The 22,281-nt window shown below is 54.3% G+C and carries 14 protein-coding genes and 2 pseudogenes; 9 read left to right on the top strand and 7 right to left on the bottom strand.

The window, feature by feature from the left end:
- The first annotated feature begins 63 nt into the window (after positions 1-63).
- Together QC816_RS10000 and QC816_RS09995 are read left to right on the top strand one after the other, a co-directional pair.
- The gene (locus QC816_RS10000; protein ID WP_309781927.1) at positions 64-636 is read left to right on the top strand and encodes a hypothetical protein; all 573 of its coding nucleotides are present in this window, start codon (positions 64-66) and stop codon (positions 634-636) included.
- 78 nt (positions 637-714) lie between these two features.
- Positions 715-1,191 (top strand): DUF6650 family protein, encoded by a 477-nt coding sequence (locus QC816_RS09995; RefSeq protein ID WP_309781926.1) that lies wholly within the window; start codon positions 715-717, stop codon positions 1,189-1,191.
- Between the two features lie 147 nt (positions 1,192-1,338).
- Here the strand turns inward: QC816_RS09995 and QC816_RS09990 are convergent.
- Positions 1,339-1,758 (bottom strand): annotated as a pseudogene (locus QC816_RS09990) (ATP-binding domain-containing protein); the annotation flags it as partial.
- 87 nt (positions 1,759-1,845) lie between these two features.
- The gene (locus QC816_RS09985; RefSeq protein ID WP_309781924.1) at positions 1,846-2,736 is read right to left on the bottom strand and encodes a LysR family transcriptional regulator; all 891 of its coding nucleotides are present in this window, start codon (positions 2,734-2,736) and stop codon (positions 1,846-1,848) included.
- A 142-nt stretch (positions 2,737-2,878) separates the two neighbouring features.
- On the opposite strand from QC816_RS09985, the pseudogene QC816_RS09980 reads away from it, so the two are divergent.
- Positions 2,879-3,745, top strand: a pseudogene (locus QC816_RS09980) (SDR family NAD(P)-dependent oxidoreductase).
- Complete coding sequence (locus QC816_RS09975) at positions 3,742-4,656, top strand: SMP-30/gluconolactonase/LRE family protein (RefSeq protein ID WP_309781922.1); 915 nt, start codon at positions 3,742-3,744, stop codon at positions 4,654-4,656. Before QC816_RS09980 ends, QC816_RS09975 begins: the two are co-directional and overlap by 4 nt.
- Here the strand turns inward: QC816_RS09975 and QC816_RS09970 are convergent.
- Entirely contained in the window at positions 4,653-5,576 is a 924-nt protein-coding gene (locus tag QC816_RS09970; protein WP_309781920.1) for a LysR family transcriptional regulator, read from the bottom strand. The genes QC816_RS09975 and QC816_RS09970 overlap by 4 nt on opposite strands.
- A 134-nt stretch (positions 5,577-5,710) precedes the next feature.
- On the opposite strand from QC816_RS09970, the gene QC816_RS09965 reads away from it, so the two are divergent.
- The 5 genes from QC816_RS09965 to QC816_RS09945 all read left to right on the top strand — a co-directional run bounded on the left by QC816_RS09965 (position 5,711) and on the right by QC816_RS09945 (position 11,855).
- Positions 5,711-6,598, top strand: a complete 888-nt coding sequence (locus tag QC816_RS09965) for a DMT family transporter (protein ID WP_309781918.1) — start codon at positions 5,711-5,713, stop codon at positions 6,596-6,598.
- Positions 6,599-6,802: 204 nt separating this feature from the next.
- A complete protein-coding gene (locus tag QC816_RS09960; protein WP_309781917.1) occupies positions 6,803-7,138 on the top strand; it encodes a DUF427 domain-containing protein in 336 nt (111 codons plus the stop codon).
- A gap of 189 nt (positions 7,139-7,327) precedes the next feature.
- Positions 7,328-8,761 carry an ABC-three component system protein gene (locus QC816_RS09955; protein WP_309781915.1) on the top strand — a complete coding sequence of 478 codons (1,434 nt, stop codon included), beginning with the start codon at positions 7,328-7,330 and terminating at the stop codon, positions 8,759-8,761.
- Positions 8,761-9,474, top strand: a complete 714-nt coding sequence (locus QC816_RS09950; protein ID WP_309781912.1) for an ABC-three component system middle component 1 — start codon at positions 8,761-8,763, stop codon at positions 9,472-9,474. The genes QC816_RS09955 and QC816_RS09950 overlap by 1 nt, the downstream gene beginning before the upstream one ends.
- Positions 9,471-11,855: an ATP-binding protein gene (locus QC816_RS09945; RefSeq protein ID WP_309781910.1), complete on the top strand. Its 2,385-nt coding sequence runs from the start codon at positions 9,471-9,473 to the stop codon at positions 11,853-11,855. Before QC816_RS09950 ends, QC816_RS09945 begins: the two co-directional genes overlap by 4 nt.
- 302 nt (positions 11,856-12,157) lie before the next feature.
- On the opposite strand, the gene recD is transcribed toward QC816_RS09945, so the two are convergent.
- Genes recD through recC form a run of 4 tightly spaced genes read right to left on the bottom strand, consistent with a single transcriptional unit; the run spans position 12,158 to position 22,153 of the window.
- The gene (recD, locus tag QC816_RS09940) at positions 12,158-14,500 is read right to left on the bottom strand and encodes an exodeoxyribonuclease V subunit alpha (RefSeq protein WP_309781907.1); all 2,343 of its coding nucleotides are present in this window, start codon (positions 14,498-14,500) and stop codon (positions 12,158-12,160) included.
- Positions 14,497-18,165: an exodeoxyribonuclease V subunit beta gene (gene recB, locus QC816_RS09935; protein WP_309781904.1), complete on the bottom strand. Its 3,669-nt coding sequence runs from the start codon at positions 18,163-18,165 to the stop codon at positions 14,497-14,499. Before recB ends, recD begins: the two co-directional genes overlap by 4 nt.
- A gap of 37 nt (positions 18,166-18,202) precedes the next feature.
- Positions 18,203-18,511 carry a nucleotidyltransferase domain-containing protein gene (locus tag QC816_RS09930; protein WP_309781903.1) on the bottom strand — a complete coding sequence of 103 codons (309 nt, stop codon included), beginning with the start codon at positions 18,509-18,511 and terminating at the stop codon, positions 18,203-18,205.
- A gap of 54 nt (positions 18,512-18,565) precedes the next feature.
- On the bottom strand, positions 18,566-22,153 hold the full coding sequence (recC, locus tag QC816_RS09925) for an exodeoxyribonuclease V subunit gamma (protein ID WP_309781902.1): 3,588 nt from the start codon (positions 22,151-22,153) through the stop codon (positions 18,566-18,568).
- Positions 22,154-22,281 lie beyond the last annotated feature (128 nt).

Here is a 22,281-nt window from a genome sequence, read left to right as displayed (position 1 = left end):
ACTACAAAGCTGCGCGTGTTGGCAACGTTATACATATAAAGAAGCGAGAAGGATTAAAGGAAAGTGTTAAAAATACAAATCGAACTATATATCCCAAGTCCCAATGTTTCATTTGAAACATTTATTGGCGAGTACATCACCATTCGTAGAGGAATCCTCCACTCGCTAATAGATGTCCTTACGCATGACGTCCCGGAATTATCAACAGCATCGAATACTCAATTAAGAAAAATTGCCAACAAACACTTGGTGTTCAAAATGAATACCGTAAGAAAAGGGTCATGGGAGCTTGTGGCGATTAGCGTTCCAATAATTTATTATATTGGAAGGATTATCGAGAAAGTATCTATCAGCACCTTGTCTAAAAATAAAAATTATGAAGAATTTCAAAAGTTAATTAATCAGTGGCTTGATCAGCTTATTCTTGACAAACTTTTGGGCAAGTTAAGAAAGAAGCTGGATGGGAAGGAGAAATATGAAAGGGTTTTGATCGAGCGTAAAAAAGATGACCCATTTAATGAGTTGGTTAAAGTAAGGGTTGAGCTAAAGAAAAAGAAGAAGACATATATTCTTGAAGATGAAGAAGCAAAGGAGTACTTAAAATGCTTGTTTGAAGAAAAGGAAAAAGATGCATAACAAAGGGCTCCAAGGGACGCTCCGCTTCGCTACGCGCCCCTGAACCCAAGTGTTATGTGTAATCACAAGGAGTGAATTTTGAAGTTTGAGCGAATCTATAAAAACATCACCGGTCTTAGCTGCCCTATATTTGGTATTCAGTGGAATGCGCCGGCGATAGAGTCTGATGAAGCGAAAAACGTAATACTATTTCTCGAGGATAAACGTGTTCTTTTTAACCCAAGTCACATGGAAGACGCAGGGCATTGCGCTCTGAGCGTCATTGAAATCAGGACTGAATTAACAAAACATTTGCAGGCGCTACCAAGTGGTTCCAACTTGGCAAGTGCACTCAAGCGAATGCGAAGGGCTTGCCAAGCGTTTAGCAATAACTTGGGCCATCCAAAATTTTCCAGCTTTGACCCGGCGGTGCAGACCTCAATGCTTGAAAGAGAGCTTATCAAGTTGCGAGAAAAGTTCGGGGTTCCTGTGGCAGAGGTGGCGGTCGCTTACGGATTGGACGTTGATGATGGATTGGCAAGTATCATCCCCTTCAACAACGCCGAAAACACATAACCATGCAAGTCACGGCGACGTCTACTACATTGCGGCTTCGCCTCCATTTCCTAGCCGCGCGTGCTTAGCGGCGTTATATCAGTGGCACCTAAAAGGCCGCTCTTGGCCGAAAATCGTCACCTCCAGCACCGGTAAGGTCGGCCTTGATTACAACCTTCCCATCTCAATCATCCGCATAACTTCCCTCTTCAAAGCATCATTCAATATACTGCGTTTGGCTTCGATCAGTGTTAGCCATTCTCGGGCACGGTTGATGCCGATGTAGACCAGTTCGTGGGTGAGGATGGGCGTGGGTGGAAGCAGCAGGGCGGTGTGTAGGAACTCCGAGCCCTGGGATTTGTGTATCGTCATCGCGAATACGGTTCCTACCGCGTGCAGGTGGGAGGGCAGTCCTCAGTTGATGGGTTTTTCTGGGTCGCTGGCTGGGAATACGACGCTGAGTAATGATTTACCCGGCGTACGCAGGTTCGGCACTGCTAGGGTAATGCTATTGCCGCCGTTCATAAGTTTCAGGCCGCAGTCATTTTGCGTCACCGACGTCACCAGCACCTGGCGGCCTTCGCACCAGCTTATTCAATGCGGCGTGATCATTGATTACCTTGGCGTTAGCTCTAGTCAGCTAATGCTGCCAATGCCTTGTGGGGGAAGGTGCTGTCATTCAGCGGTACGAATGAAAGCCTCCGCTGAAGGAGGTAAATGACGGTAGCCCAAGGTGAGATTGAATTGAGCTTCAGAACCCGGTAACGAGCGATAGCTGATTCGGTCTCCCTGAAAGCCACTCATGCTTTCGGGAACAATAGACACGCCGCCTCCGACTGCTACCAGGGACAGCACGGCATGCATCCCGTATGCTTCTTGCGTCACCCTGGGTACAAAGCCTGCATTGGCGCAAAGTCGGATAACCTGCAGGTGAAAGCCGCGCCCCTCCGCCATCGGCCATAGAATGAACGGTTCGTCAGAGAGGTCCGCAAGCGTTAACGTTGGCCGCCTGCAGAGCGGATGATCTTTCGGTAAGGCCATGCACAAGCGGTCACTATCGAAGTGTGTTTGCTCGATATCTTCAGCATTCACAAGCGGTGGGATCAAAACGCCCACGTCCAGTGTTCCGTCGCGCAACGCACCAATCTGTGCAGCAGTCGTTGCCTCACGTAGCTCAAGACGAACCTCTGGATGGCTTGTCCGAAATTCACGAATGACATCAGGTAGCCGTCCATAAAGCGAACTTCCCACATAGCCTAAACGCACCAAGCCTGTTCTGCCTGCTGCGACATCTTGCGTTGCGGTAATGGCTTGTTCTGCTCGTCGAAGCGTTTCGTAGGCTTCCTCAAGGAACGTCTTACCCGCAGGAGTCAAGCCAAGCACACGGTGGCCACGTTCGATCAAGGTGACATTGATATCATCCTCCAGCTTGCGGATCGCGCTGGTAAGAGGGGGCTGCGACATATTCAATCGCGCAGCCGCACGATGAAAGTGTAATTCTTCTGCCACTGCCACAAATTGCTCCATTGCGCGCAAGGTGATACGAGCTTTGATTCCTGAGGTCATGCGGCAACTCCAGATATGCCATCCGTCATTCAATACTTTAATGATATTTTGAATATATCAAGTCCCCCTATTATTCGTATTTTATGTATTGTATTGCCCGTTTCATACTTTCACTCGTGTTTCAGAAAAAACGGAGTGTGAAATGGTGAATTTTGAAGGGCAGGTGGTACTTATCACTGGATCCGGTCGTGGGCTGGGGTTTGCATATGCCCAATGCGTTGCACGACTCGGTGCTACCGTTCTGATCCAGGATAACGGTGCCGGTTCTGATGGTAAGGGCGCGGACCCACAGGTTGCCCAGCGTGCAGCAGAGCAGCTCAGGCGGGAAGGTCTGGATGCAAGCGCCGTATCAGCAGACATTGGTACGCGTGAAGGCTGCCATGCTTTAGTACACAGTGCTCTGACAATCAACGGACGGTTGGATGCTCTGATTCATAATGCAGGTTGAGTAGCGTACGAAAACATTGACGCTATAGAGGAAAGCGCCTTTGACCACATGATGGCCATCGCCGCGAAGGCACCTCTTTGGCTCGCACAGGCAGCTTGGCCTGCGATGAAAGCAGCGGGCCATGGCCGCATCGTCATGACCACGTCTTGCCGGGCGCTCTACCCACAGTATGTTCAGAACGGGCTCGCTTCCTACGCGGCTGCCAAGATGGCGGTGGTGGGAATCATGAATGTGCTTGCAGCCGAAGGCAAAAAGGATGGGATTATCGTCAATGCGGTTTCGCCCGTTGCCAAGACACGCATGTGGGGAATAGAGGGTGAACCGGATGAACTGCGTCCTACCGATGTCGCGCCAGGCGTGGCGTATCTTGCATCTTCGGAATGCGCCGAAAGTGGCTGGATACTGCGTGCCGCGAACGGGCAGTTTCATGCCACCAGGGCGATGGAAGCCGAGAACGTGGACTATCCGCGTGACCTGCGTGCAGTAAGTGTCTCAATAGCAGATGAGATGGCGGCGAACTGGCCGCTGATCGCTCTTCCTAGCGTGGAGCCTCGCTCATGAATGAGGTAGTCGTGGCATTATCAATCCATGCCGTGCTTGGAGAGTCGCCTGTTTGGAGCGGATCCATCGCTCGGCTTTTATGGGTAGATACCCTGGGAGCCTCGCTCAATATATTCGACCCAATAACGGGCCAAAATGTCGCGCATGCGATGCCCAGCCCGTTGGGCTTTGTCGCTGAGACACCGGCTGGCCAGTGGATCATTGGTACCGGTTGCCATGTTGAGCTAGTCGGTAGGTCAGGTGAGAGGCAGCGAATAGCGACCGCGCCGCATGACCAAGAAGGATATCGGTTCAATGATGCTAGCCTCGACCCTTCAGGACGCCTGTGGGTGGGCTTGATGAATGAGGAGCTAAAAGAAGGCTCGGGCTATCTCTACCGACTTGATCCTGATGGCGCGTGGCACACTGTCGATTCGGGATTCACGCTCATTAATGGAATTGACTGGAGTCGTGATAGGAGCACTCTCTATGTGACAGACTCTCGGCAAGGTGTCATCTACGCCTATGATCACGACCCCTTATCTGGTGAGGTTAAAAACCGGCGATCCCTCATCCTTATCAGCCCCAATAAAGGCAAGCCTGATGGGCTGACGGTAGATAGGGAGGGATTCCTGCTCAGTGTTCTGTTTGATGGCGCTGCTATCGCCCGGATATCTCCAGAAGGATATATCGCTAGTACGATTGCGCTTCCTGTTCCACGCCCTACGAGCTGTGCCTTTGATGATACTGGTCAACATCTCTTCGTTACCTCGGCACGATTTGGTTTGTCCAGAAGCGAGCTAAAAAGGGCGCCCGCATCGGGGGCACTGTTGCGGGTTGATTACAAGCGGATATTGGAAAGACAGTCACAGCTTTCAAGCGCAACGCTTATGAAACAGGGGAATTGCCCTCTACCTGAGGTTCCAGATTAACGATATTCACTAACCTTTTGAGACTTCATCGCCGACGAAAGCGTAAGGAAGTCCGCCAGTTGCTTGGTGGCACGCTTTTGTGATGCCTGAACCATCAAGAGTTCCACCTTCGGTAACTCCGGAAATCCCTCCTGTTTGCCTAGAATAATGTGGTCTTCCGCAAGCGCACTGGCAGGAAGAACACCTATGCCTAGGCCTGCAGATACAGCGGCACGAACATTTTCATAGGAGGCGCTGGTATAAGCGCTATAGCCGTATTTATGGTGCCGATCCAGGACAGTTAGCGCCGCGTTACGGTAGCAACACCCATTAGGGAAGATAACCAGCGGTATATCAGACATGCTTTCAAAATCATGCCGTTGCGCAGCCACCCAATGGAGAGGTTCTCGCCGCAGCAAATTGCACTGCCAGCTTTGGTCGCTTGGCGTGAAGCCCCCCACACACTTAAAGATGGCGAGATCAAGGCCGCTGTTATCGAGCTGGTGGAGCAGTTGCGAGGAGAGCGCAGAGACAACTTCCAGGCGCAGATTGCGGTTTAGCTCGGCACACCGGGAAATAGCGCCATGTAGATCCACCACCTTGAAATCATCGGGAACACCAATCAGCAAGCGCCCGGCGATTTCGGGTTGTTGCATGGCACTCACCGCCTCAGACGTACGGGCCAGTATCTCATTGACGGCGGGAAGAAAACGCTCACCGTCTGCCGTCAAGCCAAGGATGTGACCTTGGCGACGCTCAAGTAATTTGCAACCCAGTATTTCCTCTAGCCGCTTCAGACTTTGTGTGACCGCCGACTGACTACGGTACAGCTGAAGCCCCGCCTGCTGAAAACCATTGCCTTCGGCCAACAGTACAAAAGCGCGTAGGTGCTCCAGAGTGACTCGTCTATCACCTAAGGGGGATGGCTGGCAGTTAAACACGCTTCACCTCTGTACTTAATATCAGTTGATATAATTATGCATGTCTAATAATTAATTTCCACTGTGCTTATCTCCCATCCATCATCAGGTTGAAGGTAGTGGTGACAAGCAAGCTGGAGATTTAGGGGGGCTGCATGAACAATCTCGCATTAACCGGATTGGTGGTCATTTTCAGTATCGTCTGGAGTTCGGCATTTATTGCCGGTGCCATTGCGCTGACTGATTTTGACCCCTTTACGTTGCTCACAATCCGGTTCTTATTGAGTGCGTTGCTGATGCTGCCCATTTGCCTTAGCTACGGTGGCTTCCGGTTATCAACTCATGGTGATCGCATCGCTATCAGGCGCGGATTGCTACTCGGTGTGCTTAACAACGCCCTTTACTTGGGGTTGAGTTTTGCCGCCTTGCAGACGGTTCGCCCCCAGGTAGTTATCGTGATCGTCAGTTGCGCACCGTTGGCAACCAGTTTGCTAGCGGCATGGTGGGGCGTAGAACCCCTTTCCCCAATGAAGTTACTCGGCGCGGCGCTGGGTTTAGTGGGAGTGGTGGTCATCTCAGGCGTTGCTAGTGGAATGCCGGTTGATGTGTGGGGAATCCTCATGGCTGCCGGGGGCATGCTTGCCTTTGCGAGTGGCACTGTCTTCTTCCGTGGCCAGGGCGCTGGCCTTCCCGTCTTGCAGGCCAATTTCTGGCAATCCATAGCGGGCGCAGTCGCGCTTCTACCAATGGCAATGGCGTTCGGCCAGCCGCTTGGCGTGCCTTCTACCGCTACGATGATAGCGATTGCACATCTTGTACTCGTCGTGACGATCGGCGGAATGAGTCTCTGGCTAGTACTGATCCGCATTAGCGGTGCCTCGACGGCATCGAGCTATCACCTTCTTAATCCATTCTTCGGCGTACTACTCGCTTATCTAATACTAGGGGAGCCGTTGCGCATGGCGGATTTCATTGGGGCAGCGTTGATTGTATTCGGCCTGCTCATGACCACTCAGGCAAGCTGGAGGGTAAAGCAGATCTAACTACCAAGACTGGCCCTTGGGCTAAGCGCCACCATGCCTGGTAAAGAAAGGGCACTAGCAGGGCGGTTATGTGGAATAGAGGGTGGTATGGGCATGACGCAAATTACGACCGCATCCTAAAGTTTCATGAACCTAGCATGGGCTTCAACGAACTTTGCTGCTAGGCTAATTTTACTAGAGCTAAAAAGCCGCAGGGAAAACCTAATGCCACAGGCGCCTCGCATTGAGCTCCACCTCGTTAGCCAACGCGTGCAGGTGCATGTGGATGGCAAGCTGCTTGCCGATTCCACACAAGCCCTCGAACTCCGCGAAACCGGGTACCCGCCACGTCATTATATCCCACGAGAAGACGTGCGGATGGATTTGCTTACCTCCTCAGAAACGACGACCTATTGCCCGTTTAAAGGCAATACAGTGTATTTCTCGTTGGGTGACAATAAAGACATTGCGTGGAGCTATGAGCAGCCGATTGAGGGAATGGAAGCGATAGCGGGTAGGCTTTCCCAGTTTGATATTATTTATTTGAAATACGCTTATTAAGTTGAAGGTTTTTTCTAGGATTAAATCCGCTATATTTTCTAAGATTAAATCTTTTAGGATGTTAAACTAATGCAAGCACATAATTCTATGTTGTTTAATCTCAGTTTTAGTTGTGGTGCTCATGATTTTTTTTGTAAGCAATAAAGCTAAATAGTGCTCTTTGAGTTGATATTGAGAATGGAGTATTGAATGGCTTTTGATGCATCGCCTTCTTGGAGTGGTTTTAACTATCAAGGTAAGGTAGCACTCTACTATGCCTTAAAGTTAATCAATGAAGAGCCCACAGGCGAAGATTTTTGTAATATTAGTCTGATGCTTGAGGATATAGAAGATTTCGAGATTTTTCGCAATGGAAATCGTGTTTCTCTTCATCAGGTTAAGGCTTACAGTACAAGCACTTATAGCAAATATTCTAATGCTTTATTAGCAATAACGATTGAGCTTTTTAAAAATCCAAAGGCTATAGGTAAGATCCACACTTGGAAAGAAATTAACCCGAAGCCAAAGTTTAAAAAAATTGATGAGTCAATTAAAGATGATTTGTGTTCTATTTTAGATGAATATCGTGAGGCAAATCCTAAAATAGGAAGCACCCTCTTAGAAAAGGCAGTATCTGAAGACGCCAAAAAACCTAAGGTTTCGGCTATATTAAAAGCTGCTTTTCCGAGGCACACTGAAGCACAGTTATATGAGGACTTAAATTCAATTTACCTAGAAGAGAGCAATGCGATATCTCGCTTAGATGTCTATTTATATGAAGATAATAATAGGTATTGTGATCTTGATGTTATTAATTCAAAAATTAAGTCAGAGCTTGTAAAAGCCCTTGTGAATCGCAACATTTATGGTGGTGAAGATCACCTTGAAAAGAAATTCCATTATTTTTTAGGCATGATGGATGCATATATTATCCAACGGCACAAAAATATAGGAAGTAACGAAAAAATTGTTATAGCTTTTGATAAACTTGTTGAAGTTATTGAAAGCGATCACGAAGACATCGGAAAAGACTATCTAGCTTACAAGTTCAAAGATAGTTTTGCCCATATGATAGATCAGTACATGGAGGATCCAGAGGATTACAAAGAGCCTGAAGGTGACCAGCCATGCAATCTGAAAGAAGTCAGGAAAATTTTACTAAGCCTTAGCCCTCAAGAGCTGTGGGCTCATTATAGAGTTTTCTGTCCTCATATTGTCCTTAATCATGAAAATAATACTGATAATGCCTTTAATGCTGATACACAAGGTACACGGTATGTGCTGATTAATATTCTTCATGAAATAAATTTCAAACGTGTTTCGCATGACGCTTCTAATTATAAACTGGTGTATCGTACGGCTAGTGCCCCACACAAAAAGTATTTGCCAACGACAATAGCAAATATAGCTAGTCCTAATCAGATTGAAAAAAGTATCACTCGTAATCCAAATATGAGCGAACTTTTATTCGAGATCGAAAACCTTATATACAAAGGTGAAAAATCTCATACGTTTTCTCCCAATTGTATGTTACATACAGAAGCACCTAGAGCAGCAGATGAAGATTCGCGTTCTAAAAGAACAGAAGCCTTAAACAATATAACACTTGTTCCCATAATGTCAGCTAAAGGTGAGCTAATATAATGATTGATGTCTTGAATAATATTGTTTCTAGCAATGGTTATAAATTAGTAGATGCTGACTTTTCGCTTGATATAGCTGTAATCTACCTTTTCTGCCCGATAGACAAAAGTAAGCGGGAGGAATACTTTGTAACCATGCAGTTTAATAATCAGTGCGACGAAACTGCAGAAAAATTACTAGAAGTAAAAGCAGAGGAGCTTTTTGAAAAAATAAGCCACTCAAAAAAAGTAGATATTTCGTTTGAGAAAAATTGCACAATGCTTATTTGTCAGGATGAGGATAAAATTAGTAGAGAAATAATACTAGCGCTTGAGGAAGATCAGTATAATTTTAAGAAGAATGTTATTGCATATTCACAACAAGAGCTTGATAGCGCAAAGAACTATCTTGATAAAAATAAAATTAGTGAAATCACCAGTGGCGTTATTAATGAAATAATTAATTCTAATGACGGTAAGTTATTTTTAGAATTTAAATATCAGCATAAGAGTAAGAGAGATTATTATTCTCTCATGTTGAAGATTGTTCTAAAGCTTCCATTTATTACCTACAGACCACAAGATCAACAACTTGTAAATTTAAGCCATGAAATAGAGAGCTCTCTCACCTCAGAACAATATTTAATCTACGATCAGTTGGTGAATTCAGATATGGAATGGAAAGATGAAGATTTTTATCAGAAAGTTGAGAAAGTTTGGGGAGGTTTAGGATGATAAGCCTAAGCAAAATCACTTTTAATAACTTTAAAGTGTTTGGTGGAAAACCATATACTATAGTTTTTGAAGATAATCGATTGGTTTTGCTTGATGGGCCGAACGGTTATGGAAAGACATCTGTTTTTGATGCTATTGAACTAGGGGTAACAGGAAATATTGATCGACTTATATCCCTAGAAAGCCGTCAGTATCCCGCAGATGTTGTCGTAGCTCATCAGGGCGCCGGCAGTGTAGACATAATATTAGAATTTAAAGATGCTAACTCCAATGTGAAAATTTTTCAGCGTAAGCTGAAAGATAAAATTCCTAATAACGCGAAGAAGATATCCAAATTTTCAGAGCTTTGGGAACTTAATGAGATCGTGGATGGAGTGTCATTATCTTCCGATCAGCACAAGTTAAACGAGCACTTTGGTTGCAAAGACTTTGCTCGGGACTTTCTTCTTTTTCATTATGTGCAGCAAGAAGAAACGTCGAGATTTTTGAAGACCAAAAATGAAACTCAGCGTGCTGAAGAACTCTCCCAGCTTTTTGGAAATACGCGCGAAGCTGATGAGAAGCTAACAAAACTTATCGAAATTCATAAAGAAATAACTACTAATAAAAAGAAGGTTAAAGCTAGAACTGAAGAGATAAATCGGCTGTATAACCCCGATCAAGATATTTTTATAAGTGCTGGAGATGATGAACTACACGATTATTGTCTTCCATGGCTAGCCGAGGTCAATAAAAGCCCCTTTTGGGATGAACCCAAAATTACAGGATTGAGTCATGAGAGACTCAATAGCTCATTGGAAGAAATTGGCCACATTAAGGATTTTCTTCAATATCAAAGCTTTTTCTTTAGAAGTCGACGCTTTGATAGTGCTATTCATCAGCGAGAAATACTTGAGCTATACGTTGGTTACTCAAATTTTATTGATTATTATGATTTTTACGCGAGACGGAGCGTAGAATATGAGAAAATAAAAAGTTCTCATTTAGTGCTAGCTAGTGGGGATTTAAAGAAAATTGTAAATATCAATATCTTTGGTGATGTTTTTCAATTGTTGGGGCTTGGTAGTAGCTTAGACTTTGAGTCAGCACTTCAGTCTCTTGTAGAAGAAGAGAAAAAAACGAGTGGTTTAAATTCTATATACTCCGAGCTTATTAAACACCACGACTCCATATCCGAGGGGCTTAAGAAAATACCAAGTGAGGCTTCATGTCTGCTATGCGGACAGGACTATGAGTCCCATGACGCATTATCGCATGCGATAGCTAAGCATGGTCATTTACTTCGCTCAGAACTATCGGAGCAAGATAAAATCTTGGTGACCACTAGAGATACTTTCAATAACTCACACCTCATCCCCTTAGCCGATGCGTGTGCCGCATACCTGGAGAAAACACTAGCTCCAGCTCAAGAAGATTTGCTTTATCTTTCTAAAGCACTAAAAATGAAAGATCGCTTTGAAAAACTCCAGCTTTGGCTAAAGTTTGAAAATATTGAGTATGAAGACTTACTCGCTACTTCCTTTCCCTCTGAAGGTGGGCGTCATAACATTTCAGTGGCTACCGATTCTCTTTGCGAACGAATTCGTTCAGCAATTGGTGAAGCTCCAGATGGCTATTATGAGGCTAATGGCTCCAATACATTCGATAGAATATATAGGGATTACTTCAAAAGTAAATATGACAAGCTAGATCTAGTGAGCATTGACCAGCTTGATAAGAAAGAGAGTTACATAAAAAATCTCTATTTTAGTTCCCTGCTAGAGGTGTCCGAAGAGCTCGTCAAACTTTCAAGGAAAAGTGAACTATTAGAGCGCGCTGAGGGTGATGTATTTAAGCTTATTCAAATTGTGAAAAGTAAGATTAAGCAGTATAGAAAGAAACTGATCACTGATATTGAGATCCCTTTCTATATTTATTCTGGAAAAATCCTTCAGTCCCATCAGGCTGGGCTCGGCCACGGAATCTTTATCAAAGATCCTACAGGCGATGACGAATTGAAGAATGTTAGATTGGTTTCGAATTGGGAAAGTGATCATGACATTCTCAATACCATGAGTTCTGGTCAGATATCTGCAGTAGTCATCGCTTTGACTTTAGCTCTACATAAGGTTTATGCCAATAGGTTTTCTAGCATTCTAATTGATGATCCTGTACAGACCATGGATGATATTAATATGTCTTCATTAGTTGAGGTTCTAAGAAATGACTTCTGTGAGAATCAAATTATTTTATCCACACATGAAGATAAGGTGGCTAGGTACTTTACTTACAAGTATTTGAAGCATGGTGAGAACGTGAAAATTATCAATTTGATGCAACGGAAAGAATATGTGCCTAGTAACAAATTTTTATATAGGATGAGTCATAGTGAAGTGAAATAAATTAAATGTTGATAATTATTATTAACAGGCCTTGCGTCTTAGGTTCATGGCGAGAAAGTTTGTAGCTGGTGAATGTAGCCTTCTTTATTTTACGAAATGTGAGTAAATGTGTCGAAAGACGTTGTTGAGAAATGCATAAAGGCTCATGTATGAATTAGTCATCGACCGTTTGTACAGTGATGTTAAGTGCCTGACACATCTCTAACCACTGCCTCATTCACCATCCTGCTCTTGGACTAAAATGCTTTTAGCAATTCGCGAGAGCGGGTGATGCTGTGAGTTTATACGAAGGTTTTAATAGCTTAATTGCTTAGTGTTACTCCCTTGGTTTCCAATCCACTCACCCTCATAACCTCCCTAGTCACCGCGTCATTCAAAATCCCCCGTTTGGCTTCGATCAGCGTCAGCCATTCGCGGGCGCGGGTGATGCCGGTGTAGACCAGCTCGCGGGTGAGGATTGGGTTGGATGTGGGTGGTAGCAGCAGGGCGGTGTGCAGGAATTCCGAGCCCTGGGATTTGTGTACCGTCATCGCGAACACGGTTTCTACCGCGTGCAGGCGGGAAGGCAGCACCCAGTTGATGGGTTTTTCCGGGTCGCTGGTGGGGAAGGCGACGCGGAGTAATGATTTACCCGGCGTGCGCGGGTCCGGCACCGCCAGGGTAATACCGATATCGCCGTTCATCAGTTTCAGGCCGTAGTCGTTCTGGGTCACCAGCACCGGGCGGCCTTCATACCAGCCTTTTTCTAGCATGTGGTCGCTGCCGAACAGCAGTTTTTCGCTGCGCAACGTTTTGGCGATGCGCAGGTTCAGGCCTTCTACCCCCCAGGGGCCTTTGCGTAGAGCGCATAGCAGCTGAAAGTGGCTGTAGGCGCTGAGTACCGCGCTGGCCCAGTCGTTATACGCCTCTTTATCTTCCTCAAACGCCAGCCCCTGCGGGCGCTGCGCTTTTAGCATGTTCAGATAATGGCGGTAGCCAGTGGGCGGGGCGATGGGCGCGCCTTCGTGGTCGGTGCGGCCTTCGCCTGCGTTCGGAAACGCATCGGGGCTGCCGTGAATCACCAGCTTATCCAGCGCGGTGTCTTCCTCGCGGCTTTCGGCGTTACTGCCCAGCACCAGGTGGTGCAGGTCTGGGTAGCCGTGGCGCAGTACGTCATGCACCGCCTGGTGCTTTTCCCGTTCGCTTTGGGTGTGGCTTGGCTGGTTGATCGCCTGGGCCAGTTGGCCGATGCCGCTGGCGGCGTTGAAGCGGTGGCTGACCCGCAGCATGGTAATCGCCTGGTCGAGGGGCAGGCCGTTGGGGGCTTTGTAGTGCTCGGGCAGCGGCTGGCCGGTGGCGTTTTCCAGCCACTGGGCGGTTTCCGGGGTGTAGTGTGCAGCCTCGGCGCGTCGGCACAGGTCGCCGAGCACGGCACCGGCTTCCACCGAGGCCAGCTGGTCTTTATCGCCCAGCAGCACCAGCTGCGCCTGGGCGGGCAGGGCGCTGAGCACGGCGGTCATCATTTCGATATCTACCATCGAGGCTTCGTCGATCACCAGCACGTCCAACGCCAGCGGGTTGGCGGCGTTGTGGCGGAAGTGGCGGGTGTCGGGGCGTGCGCCTAACAATCGGTGAAGCGTGGTCACCTCGGTGGGGATCGAGGATTTTAGCTGCTCAGTGACGGCGTCATCGCACAAGTCGGCCAACGCTTCGATTGGCAGCAGGCTTACCTGCCCGGCGATGGATTCATTCAGCCGGGCGGCGGCTTTGCCGGTGGGCGCGGCCAGGCGAATGCGCAGCGGTTGCGTGGGTGATTGGGCCAGCTGCAGGGTTTGCAGCAGGGCGAGCAGGCGTACCACGGTGGTGGTTTTGCCGGTGCCGGGGCCGCCGGTAATCACCCCGAAGCGGTTGCGGGCGGCTAGGGCGCAGGCGGTTTTTTGCCAGTCTAGGGTGGTGGTTTTTTTGAATAGAACATTTAGGGCGTTGGGGAGTAGATCGGGATGGTTCCGAACGGTATTTGGCTCGGTGCCTGAATCAATCGCCGATGTGTCGGACCACCAATGACTCGGGCTCCTACAGGTGCTATCGGGCTCATCGCCATCCTTCTTGGTGAGTCGGTTGGCGATTTCCTGGTGCAGGGTTTGCTCGTATTGCCAGTAGCGGCGCAAGTAGAGGCGGGTGGTGTGTTCGCTGTCGCTACGCACTAGCGGGGTGTTGCCGGGGCCTTGGCTGATCAGCGTGGGGTGCTCAAGCGCGGCTTGCCAGTCGGTAAGGGTGAGCGTTGCCAGCACGTCGCTGGGCAGCGGCGGCGGGTCGGTTAAGTCGTCGCCTTCCGGGGGGAGCGAAAGCGCGAAGTCCGGGGCGTTGAGCGTGGCCTTGAGATCCAGGCACACGTGGCCGCGGCCGAGCTGGTGGCTGGCCAGCGCTGCGCCTAGCAATAGCAGCGGCGGAGCGACCGGCGCTTCCGTGGCGAGGAAGCGCACCAGGGCGCGGTCCAGGTCCCGCAGCCAGCCTCGGGCGACCCAGCGCTCGCATAGCGCCGTTAGCTCCACCGTATCGCTTAGCGCTGGGTGAGCGTTCACTTGCGCTGGAGTGCCTGGCTGTTCGGCTTCGGGGGCGTCACCGAACAGGTCGGGCGTGTGGTGGTCGTGTGGTGAGCCGCTCATGCGGTGGCCTCCTGTGCCGTACCTGTAAATAGGCCATCCAGTGCTTCGATCAATGCCACGGGGGCGGCTTCGGTATACACGCCGCGCCCTGGACTGCGGCTGCCGCGCAGAAAGACCGTCATCGAGCCGCCCAGGTGCTGGTGTGGGTCGTAGTGGGGCAGGCGCGCCTTGAGCAGTCGGTGCATCGCCAGCAGGTAAAGCGCGGCCTGCAGGTCGTAGCGCTTGGCGAGCAGCGCGTGACGCAGGGCGTCCGGTTCGTAGGCGCTGTCGTCGGGCCCCAGGTAGTTGGATTTCCAATCGAGCACGTAAAAGCGCCCCTGGTGCTCAAAGGCCAGATCAATAAAGCCCTTGAGCATGCCGTTCAGGGTGTCGGCATCCAGCGCGGGTCGCTCGTATCCCGGCAGTAAGTGCTTGCTAACCAGCGCGTCGATTGCCTGGGTATTCACCTGTTTGGCGGCCAGCCAGAACTCCAGCTCGACCTGGTAACTGCCAAGCTCGGTGAGCGCCACACTCTGCTGAGAGGCCAGCGGCAGCGGGGTGGTGAGCAGTGCGGTCAGCCAGCCGGCAAGCGGCTCCTGCCACTGCTGCCAGCCGCGTAGCTGCACCCGCCGCCAAAGCATATCGTCGAGGCTTTCAGCGTCGCTCGCGGCGGCGTCGAAGCCTTGCCTGCCCGCCCATTCCAGCAGCCCGTGCAGGAAGGTGCCGGGGCCGGGGCCTCTCGGGAATTTATGCAGATGAAACGCTTCCGGCTGGCTGAGATCCTGGGGTTCGTCCAGCACCTCGAACGCCGTGGCTTCCTGGGCGGTGGTGGGTTCCAGCGGTGTGGTGACCGGGGCGGTCAGCGTGCCGGAAAGCCGCAGCGCCGAGTAGCTGGCAATCCACCAGTGTTCTTTGGCTGGGCGCAGCGGCGTGCGGGCGTGGCCTAGCGCGGCGGTGTCCTTGGGGGGCGTTAGCCGCTGGGCGGTGGGCGCGGGCGGTTCGTCAACGTGGATATCGCTGCCTGCGGCCAGGTTGGCGAGTTTTTCGCTGAGCGCTTCCGTCGCCATGGCTTCGCCGCCGTTGATCAGGTGGCCGATGGCGCTGTCCTCAATGCCCTTGAGCGGGGCGAGACCCAGCCAAGTGGCGTGACGGGCGCGAGTCAGCGCGACGTAGAGCTTGCGCAGGTCTTCGCCCAGGCGTTCGCGGTCGGCGGTGGCAAGCGTGGCCTCGTCGGCGTCCAGGCTGAGTTGCAGGTTGCCGTGGGCGTCATGCCAGCGCAGCGGTACGTCGCCGGTTTTTACTGGCCGGTGGTTGGCGATAAACGGCAGAAACACCAGCGGGTACTCGAGCCCCTTGGATTTGTGGATGGTCACCACCTTGACCAGATCGGCGTCGCTTTCCAGGCGCAGCTTGTGGCTGTCGCCGTGGCTGTCCGGGTCGGCGATGGCGTCATACAGAAAGCGGATCAGCGCGTGTTCGCCGTCCAGCTCCTGGCTGGCCTGCTGGAGCAGTTCGCCCAGATGCAGCAGGTCGGTTAGCAAGCGCTCACCGTCCTCGAACTCCGCCAGCAGGCGGGCGGGAATGTCGAAATCCACCATCATGCGGCGCACCAGCGGCAGCACGCCCTGGCGCTGCCACAGCCGGTGGTAGAGGCTGAACTGCTCCACGCGTTCTTCCCAGGCCAGCTCGCTTTGCTGCAGGTGGTCCAGGTCGGCGAGCGTCAGGCCCAGTACCGGGGTGGCTAATGCTGCACGCAGGTGGGCTTCGGCCTGGCGGGAGCTGGCCAGCGGCTCGGCGCAGGCACGCAGCCAGCGTTCTACCTGGGCGGCCATGGGCGAGCTGAAGACCTTGTCGTGGTCGGAAAGGTAGACGCTTTTGACCCCACGGCTGGCCAGCGCTAGACGAATCGCGCGGGCTTCCTGCAGGCCGTTGACCAGCACCGCCATGTCGGATGGCTTGAGCGGTGTAAGCGCGTCGCCGTCTTGAAAGCCGCTTTTTGCCTGCTGGCCTGCCTCGAGCAGTTCCGTTATGTACGAGGCGCAGCGCTCGGCCATTTCGGTCTGGTAGGCGGTCTTGGAGAGCGGTTCGTCGCTTTCAAGTGGCCACAGCGTCATCGCGGGCAGCGGTTGGCCTTGGTGTACCAGCTGTTCGTCGCGGCCTTTGGCGGTCACGGGCTGGAAGGGCAGCGGATTATCGCCGCCTTCTTCGCGGAACAGAAACGCCCCGGCGGGCTGCCGGTCGGCGTAAGTAAAACAGTGGTTGACGGCCTCGACCATGGCGCGGCTGGAACGGAAGTTGGTGCCCAGCGTGACGTGGCGGCCGGCGGTATCCTGGCGGGCCTGCAGGTAGGTGAAGATATCCGCGCCGCGAAACGCGTAGATGGCCTGCTTGGGGTCGCCGATCAGCAGGATGGCGGCGTCGCGACGGGGCTTGGCGACCTCGAATACCGCGTTGAAGATGCGGTACTGAATGGGGTCGGTGTCCTGGAACTCGTCGATCAGCGCCACGGGGAACTGGCGCAGAATCTGCGCGGCCAGGGCTTGGCGGTTGGGGCCTTGCAGGGCGCGGTCCAGGTGGGTGAGAAGGTCGTTGGGGCCCATTTCGGCGCGGCGTTCCTGCTCGCGTTCCAGGCGCACCTTGCACCATTGCACGGCGTGAATCAGCAGGTCGTTGCGCGGTTCCGGCAGGGCCTTGAGCGCTTCGGGCAGCTCGGCCAGCGCTTCCCAGGCCGCCGGGCAGGGCGGCGCGCCGTCTTTCCAGATCTCGGCCATGCCGTCCGGGGTGAGGCGTTTCCAGGCGGCGGGCGTCAGCGCGGGGCGTTCCAGGTCGCTTTCGCTCCATTCGCGCAGCGCGCCCAGCCAGTTGGCGCGGCTTTTGGCGTTGAAGCTTTGGCCTTTGAAGGCCTTGCGCTTGGCGGCGTCTTCAAGGGCGGGGCCGAGTTCATCCAGCCAGGCGGGCCAGGGGGCTTTCAGGGTGCTCAGCGTTGCCTGGCGTTCGGCCTCGGCGGTGCTCAGGGTCTCCGCCGGGTCGGGGCGCTGGCTGCCGAGGGCCTCGCTTTCGGGCAGCAGCCGGGCGACCTGGGCGTGCAGTTCGCCGGGGGATTTCCAGTAGCGGGTAATGTGGCCGAGTGCCTCCGCATCCAGCGGGTAGTAGAAGGTGCGCCAGTAGTCGCGTACGACTTCCTGTTCCAGTTCGTGCTGGTCGTTTTCCAGGTCGAGGGAGAACAGGCTGCCGCTGTCGAAGGCGTGTTCGCGCAGCATGCGGTAGCACCAGCTGTGGATGGTGGAGACGGCGGCTTCATCCATCCATTCGGCGGCCAGTTCCAGGCGGCGGGCGCAGGCGGGCCAGGTGGCCGGGTCGTATTGGTCGCGGAGCTGGAGGAGCAGTGAATCAGCTCCCTCGTCGGCGGTGTCAACCCGAAACACCCCGGCGGCTTCTACCAGCCGGTTGCGGATGCGTTCGCGCAGTTCCTGGGTGGCGGCGTTGGTGAAGGTGACCACGAGGATTTCCGGCGGCGTGAGCGGGCGCACAAAGGCGGTGTCGTCGTCGCTGTGTTGGCCGCCCAGTACCAGGCGCACGTAAAGCAGCGCGATGGTGAAAGTTTTGCCGGTGCCCGCGCTGGCTTCTATTAGCCTGCTGCCGTGGAGGGGGAGACGTAATGGATCGAGTGGTGCGGGCTGGCTCATAAGAAGATACTGTCAAACTCGGTGGAGAAATCTTGGCTCATGCTGCTTCCTCACCATCAATTGGCGTCGACTGACCCAAGGCTATCGCCTGGAAGGGTGTTGGCTCATCCGTCGATACGTAGGTCACGATATCCACAGGGAGTTGTAGCCGCTCCTCCAGCGCCATTTTGAGCTCGGCTGAGGCAAGCAGAGGAATCGCTGTCCTGGAGATCAGCAGAAGGTCGATATCACCGCCTCGCTTTGTGTCGTCCAGACGCGAGCCAAATACGTGGACGTTGACGGAAGGCCCAATGAACTCACGGACACCAGAGACGATTGTGGAGCGCTGTGATTGAGTGAGTCGCATGGAGGCCTCTCCTTTCCTTTGAGCCTGTTGTTAAAGTCTAGCACTGTATCGAGTCTAACCCTTTACCGCATAAAACAGCGGGGCGTAGAGCGCCTCGGTGAGCGTAGCAAAACGGTGGCCGTGTTGGGTTTGGTCGTTGAACAGCCGTTCGAAGCGCGGCCACTGGTGGCCGAGGTAGGCGCTTTGGGCGACTTCGCCGGTCTGGAAGCGGCCGCCGTCATAGGCGCCTTCGGCGGCGGCGTAGGCGTCGCTTTCCCGGCCTTTTTCTTCGGCGATCTCCGGCGTGCCTAGCTTGGTCAACCAGGCAAAGGCGGCCTGGGGGGCCAGTGGCAGCGGGGCTTCAAGGCCTGCTTGCCAGGCGTTCATCTGGGTGTCCATGTGGGCGCGGGCGGTGTCGGCGGCGATGGGGTCCAGCGTGATGTTGCCCGCCTTGGAAAGTAGCTGGGTGGTCATCGGGCCGCTGAGGTTGCCCGCCAGATGGGCGACCCAGGGGCGCAGCAGATGGGTCCAGCGGTACTGGCCGCGCCCGCTGCCCTGGCTGATCAGGCTGCTGCTGAGCAGCAGCAGGCGGCAGCGGTCGCCGGCCTCGTTCTGGCGCAGTTCGTTCAGCCAGTCTTCCAGCACGATGCCGTCAGCGCTTTCTACGCGAACCGGCTCCGGCGCGGGTAAGGCGATGGGCCACTGGTCCAGTGCGTCCTGGTAGGCGCTGAACAGGTCGTCCATGGGCTCGGCCAGGGCGTTGCGCATGCGCTCGCCAAAGGCCCCCATGGCGAGCACACCCTGGCCCTGGAAGCGTTCAAGCTGGGCGTCGAGGGCTTCCAGGCGTGGCTCGCCGTTGTCCACCGCGTGGCGCTGGGCGGCGATGAGCCGGTCCTGCAGCTGCCAGTTCTGCAGACCGTCCAGGGCGAAGGGTTCGGCGTCCAGCTCGGCAATGGCTTCCTGCTCGAAATACACCCCTAGCCGGGTATTGAAGAACGTCCGCACCGGTTCGCGCAGAAAGCCGCCCAGTTGGCCGAGATTAAGGCTGGAGGGCGCGTTTTCCGGCTTGGGTAACGGCGCTTTGGCGGCCTGGGGGGCACGCGGCGCGTGCTCATCTCGCCATACATGGGCCCCACGCCATTCATGAACATAGGTAAACAGTCGCCCAGCGTCGTCGCCATCCTGGAAATACGCGCGGCTGAACGGTTGCAGCGGGTGTTCGGTGGTCAGTGCGTCGAGCAGCGGGGCGCCGTGTTCAAAGTGCCAGCCAGCAGCCAGGTGGTCGCGCAGCTGGCCGACCAGCACCGAGGGCGGCAGCGGCGTGTTGTCGATCTGGCTGCGACCGACCCAGCTGATGTAGAGCTGGTCCCGGGCGGAGAGCAGCGCTTCGAGAAACAGGTAGCGGTCGTCTTCCCGGCGTGAGCGGTCGCCGGGGCGGTAGTCGCTGCCCATCAGGTCAAAGTCCAGCGGCGGCTGGGAGCGGGGGTATTCGCCGTCGTTCATGCCCAGCAGGCACACGCGCTTGAAGGGGATGGCGCGCATGGGCATCAGCGTGGCGAAGTTCACCGCCCCGGCCAGAAAGCGCTGGGAAAGGCTGTGCTCGTCGATCTGCGCCAGCCAGTGTTCGCGCACCATGGAAAGCGGCAGCGGGTCCGCCAGCTGGGCTTCGCGGCTGCTTTCGAGGATTTGCTGCAGGCCGTTTTCCAGCTTGGTAAGCATCACGCTTTCCTGGGCGTCGTCGGTCAGGAAGAAGGTTTCCAGCAGGGTGCGCAGCCGCTCGACCCAACTGGCGGCATCGGTGGGCTGGCGAAAGGTCTCCCAGGTGGCTTCGAGCTTTTCCAGCAGCGTCGCCAAGGGGCCAGCAAGGCCCGCTTCCAGCCCGCCGATGTCGTCGAACGGCTCGATGCCCTGCCAGGCATTACCTTCACCTACCGTATACCCCAGCAGCAGGCGGCGCAGGCCAAAGGCCCAGGTGTTCTGGCTGAGCCCGCCGGGCAGTTCCAGGGTTTCGCGCTGTTTGGCGTTGAGCCCCCAGCGAATCCCCGCACCTTCCATCCAGCGCTCCAGCACCGGCAGGTCGCGTTCTTCCAGCCCGAAGCGCTGGCGCAGGGCGGGCACGTCGAGCAGGTCCAGCAGGTCGCTGACGGACAGGCGCAGCTCCGGCAGGCGCAGCAGCTTTTCCAGCGCGATCATCATCGGCAGTCGATGGCGGCTGGCCTGGTCGGAAAGCGTGTAGGGGATGAAGCGCGGGTCGTCGCCTTGAAGCTGGCCGAATACCGCGTCGATGTGCGGCGCGTAGCGGTCGATATCCGGCACCATGACGATGATGTCCCGCGGGCGCAGGTCGGGGTCGGCGCTGAACGCGGCGAGCAGCTGGTCGTGGAGAATCTCGACCTCCCGCTGGGGGCCGTGGGCGATATGAAACACCAGGGAGTCATCCGCCGGGTCGAGGGCGGGCCAGTGGGTCTGGGTTTCGGCCACCGGGCGCAACTCGCGGATGTCGTCCTGCAACTGGCTGAGCAGGCAGCCGCGCTCGCCGGAGAACGGCTCGAACATGTCGATGCGCAGCGCCTGCTGCTCGAACAGGGTCTGGTAGTCGCCGGTGTCGTCGTGCTCGTCCAGCAGGCGCAGGTAGTCGCGGCCCTGCTTGCCCCAGGCGGCAAGCAGCGGCTGGGCGTGCAGGTGCAGGGCATCGTCGGCGTCGCCGGTGCCCAGTACGTCCAGCGCTTCGGGCATGCCGGTCTTGCGCCGCTGGCGGTAGCGGCTGGCGCGCAGCAGGTCCTTGTGCTCGATGATATCCGCCCAGTAGAACTGGCAGGGGTTGTGCACGCAGAGCACCACCTGGCAGCAGCGCGAGAGCGCCGCCAGGGCTTCCAGCGTCTGCTGGGGCAGCGACGAGATGCCGAAAATGATCAGCCGCCGGGGCAGGCCCGGCGGGCAGGTCTGGCCGTCCAATTGCTCGGTGGCCTTCAAAAAGCGCCGATGCACCTGGGCGCGGCTGCTGTCGAGGCCCGCATCGCCCTGGGTGGCGGCCACGTCGTCGCGCAGAATGCGCCACAGGGCGGGCTGCCAGCGCTGGTGGTCTTCCAGCGGGCGGGACTCGCCCCGGGCGGTGATCAGCACGTCGTCGCCGTTGGCCCAGGCGTCCAGCCAGTCGGCGCGGTAGACCTGATACTGGTCGAACAGGTCCGCCAGCCGCTCGGCCAGCTGGTAGTGCTTGCGCTGGTCGCGGTCGACTTCCAGAAACTGCGCCAGCGGGGCAAACACGTCCTGCTCGGCCAGGGTGGGCAGCAGACGTAACAGCCGCCAGACCAGGCGCGATTTATCGAACGGCGAGGTTTCTGGCACGGCGTCTTCGTTGTTCGATACGTGAGTCAGCACCGTGCGGTAGGCCTGCCACAGGAACCGCGCGGGCAGCATCACGTCCAGCGCCGCGGCAATCCCCGCGCCACCGTTGTGCGGGTCTTCCGCCAGCGCCAGCTTCAGCCACTGCCCGATGCCGTTGCTCTGCACCAGAATGGTTTCGTTCTCCAGCGGCCCCAGCGGGTGCAGGCGCATCCATTCCACCGCCAGCCCGCGCAAATCTTCCAGGCGATTGCCATGCACCACCATGAATCCTGGCGTTAACGGCGATGTATCGAGGAGCGACGGATTGGCAGACATGCGGCGGTGTTCCTTCACGGCAGTGGTGGGAGCTAAGCGTATGGTGCCATAAGTGGTTGTCCAAAGCTCAATGCGTTAGCATCTTGGTTTTTAACTGCTATGATGAATATATGTTGTTTTTTGGTTGC

The sequence above is a fragment of the Vreelandella janggokensis genome (assembly GCF_031451615.1).
Lineage (GTDB): Bacteria > Pseudomonadota > Gammaproteobacteria > Pseudomonadales > Halomonadaceae > Vreelandella > Vreelandella janggokensis.
Note: the sequence above shows the minus strand (reverse complement) of the source record. Positions and strands in the feature narration are given on the sequence as shown.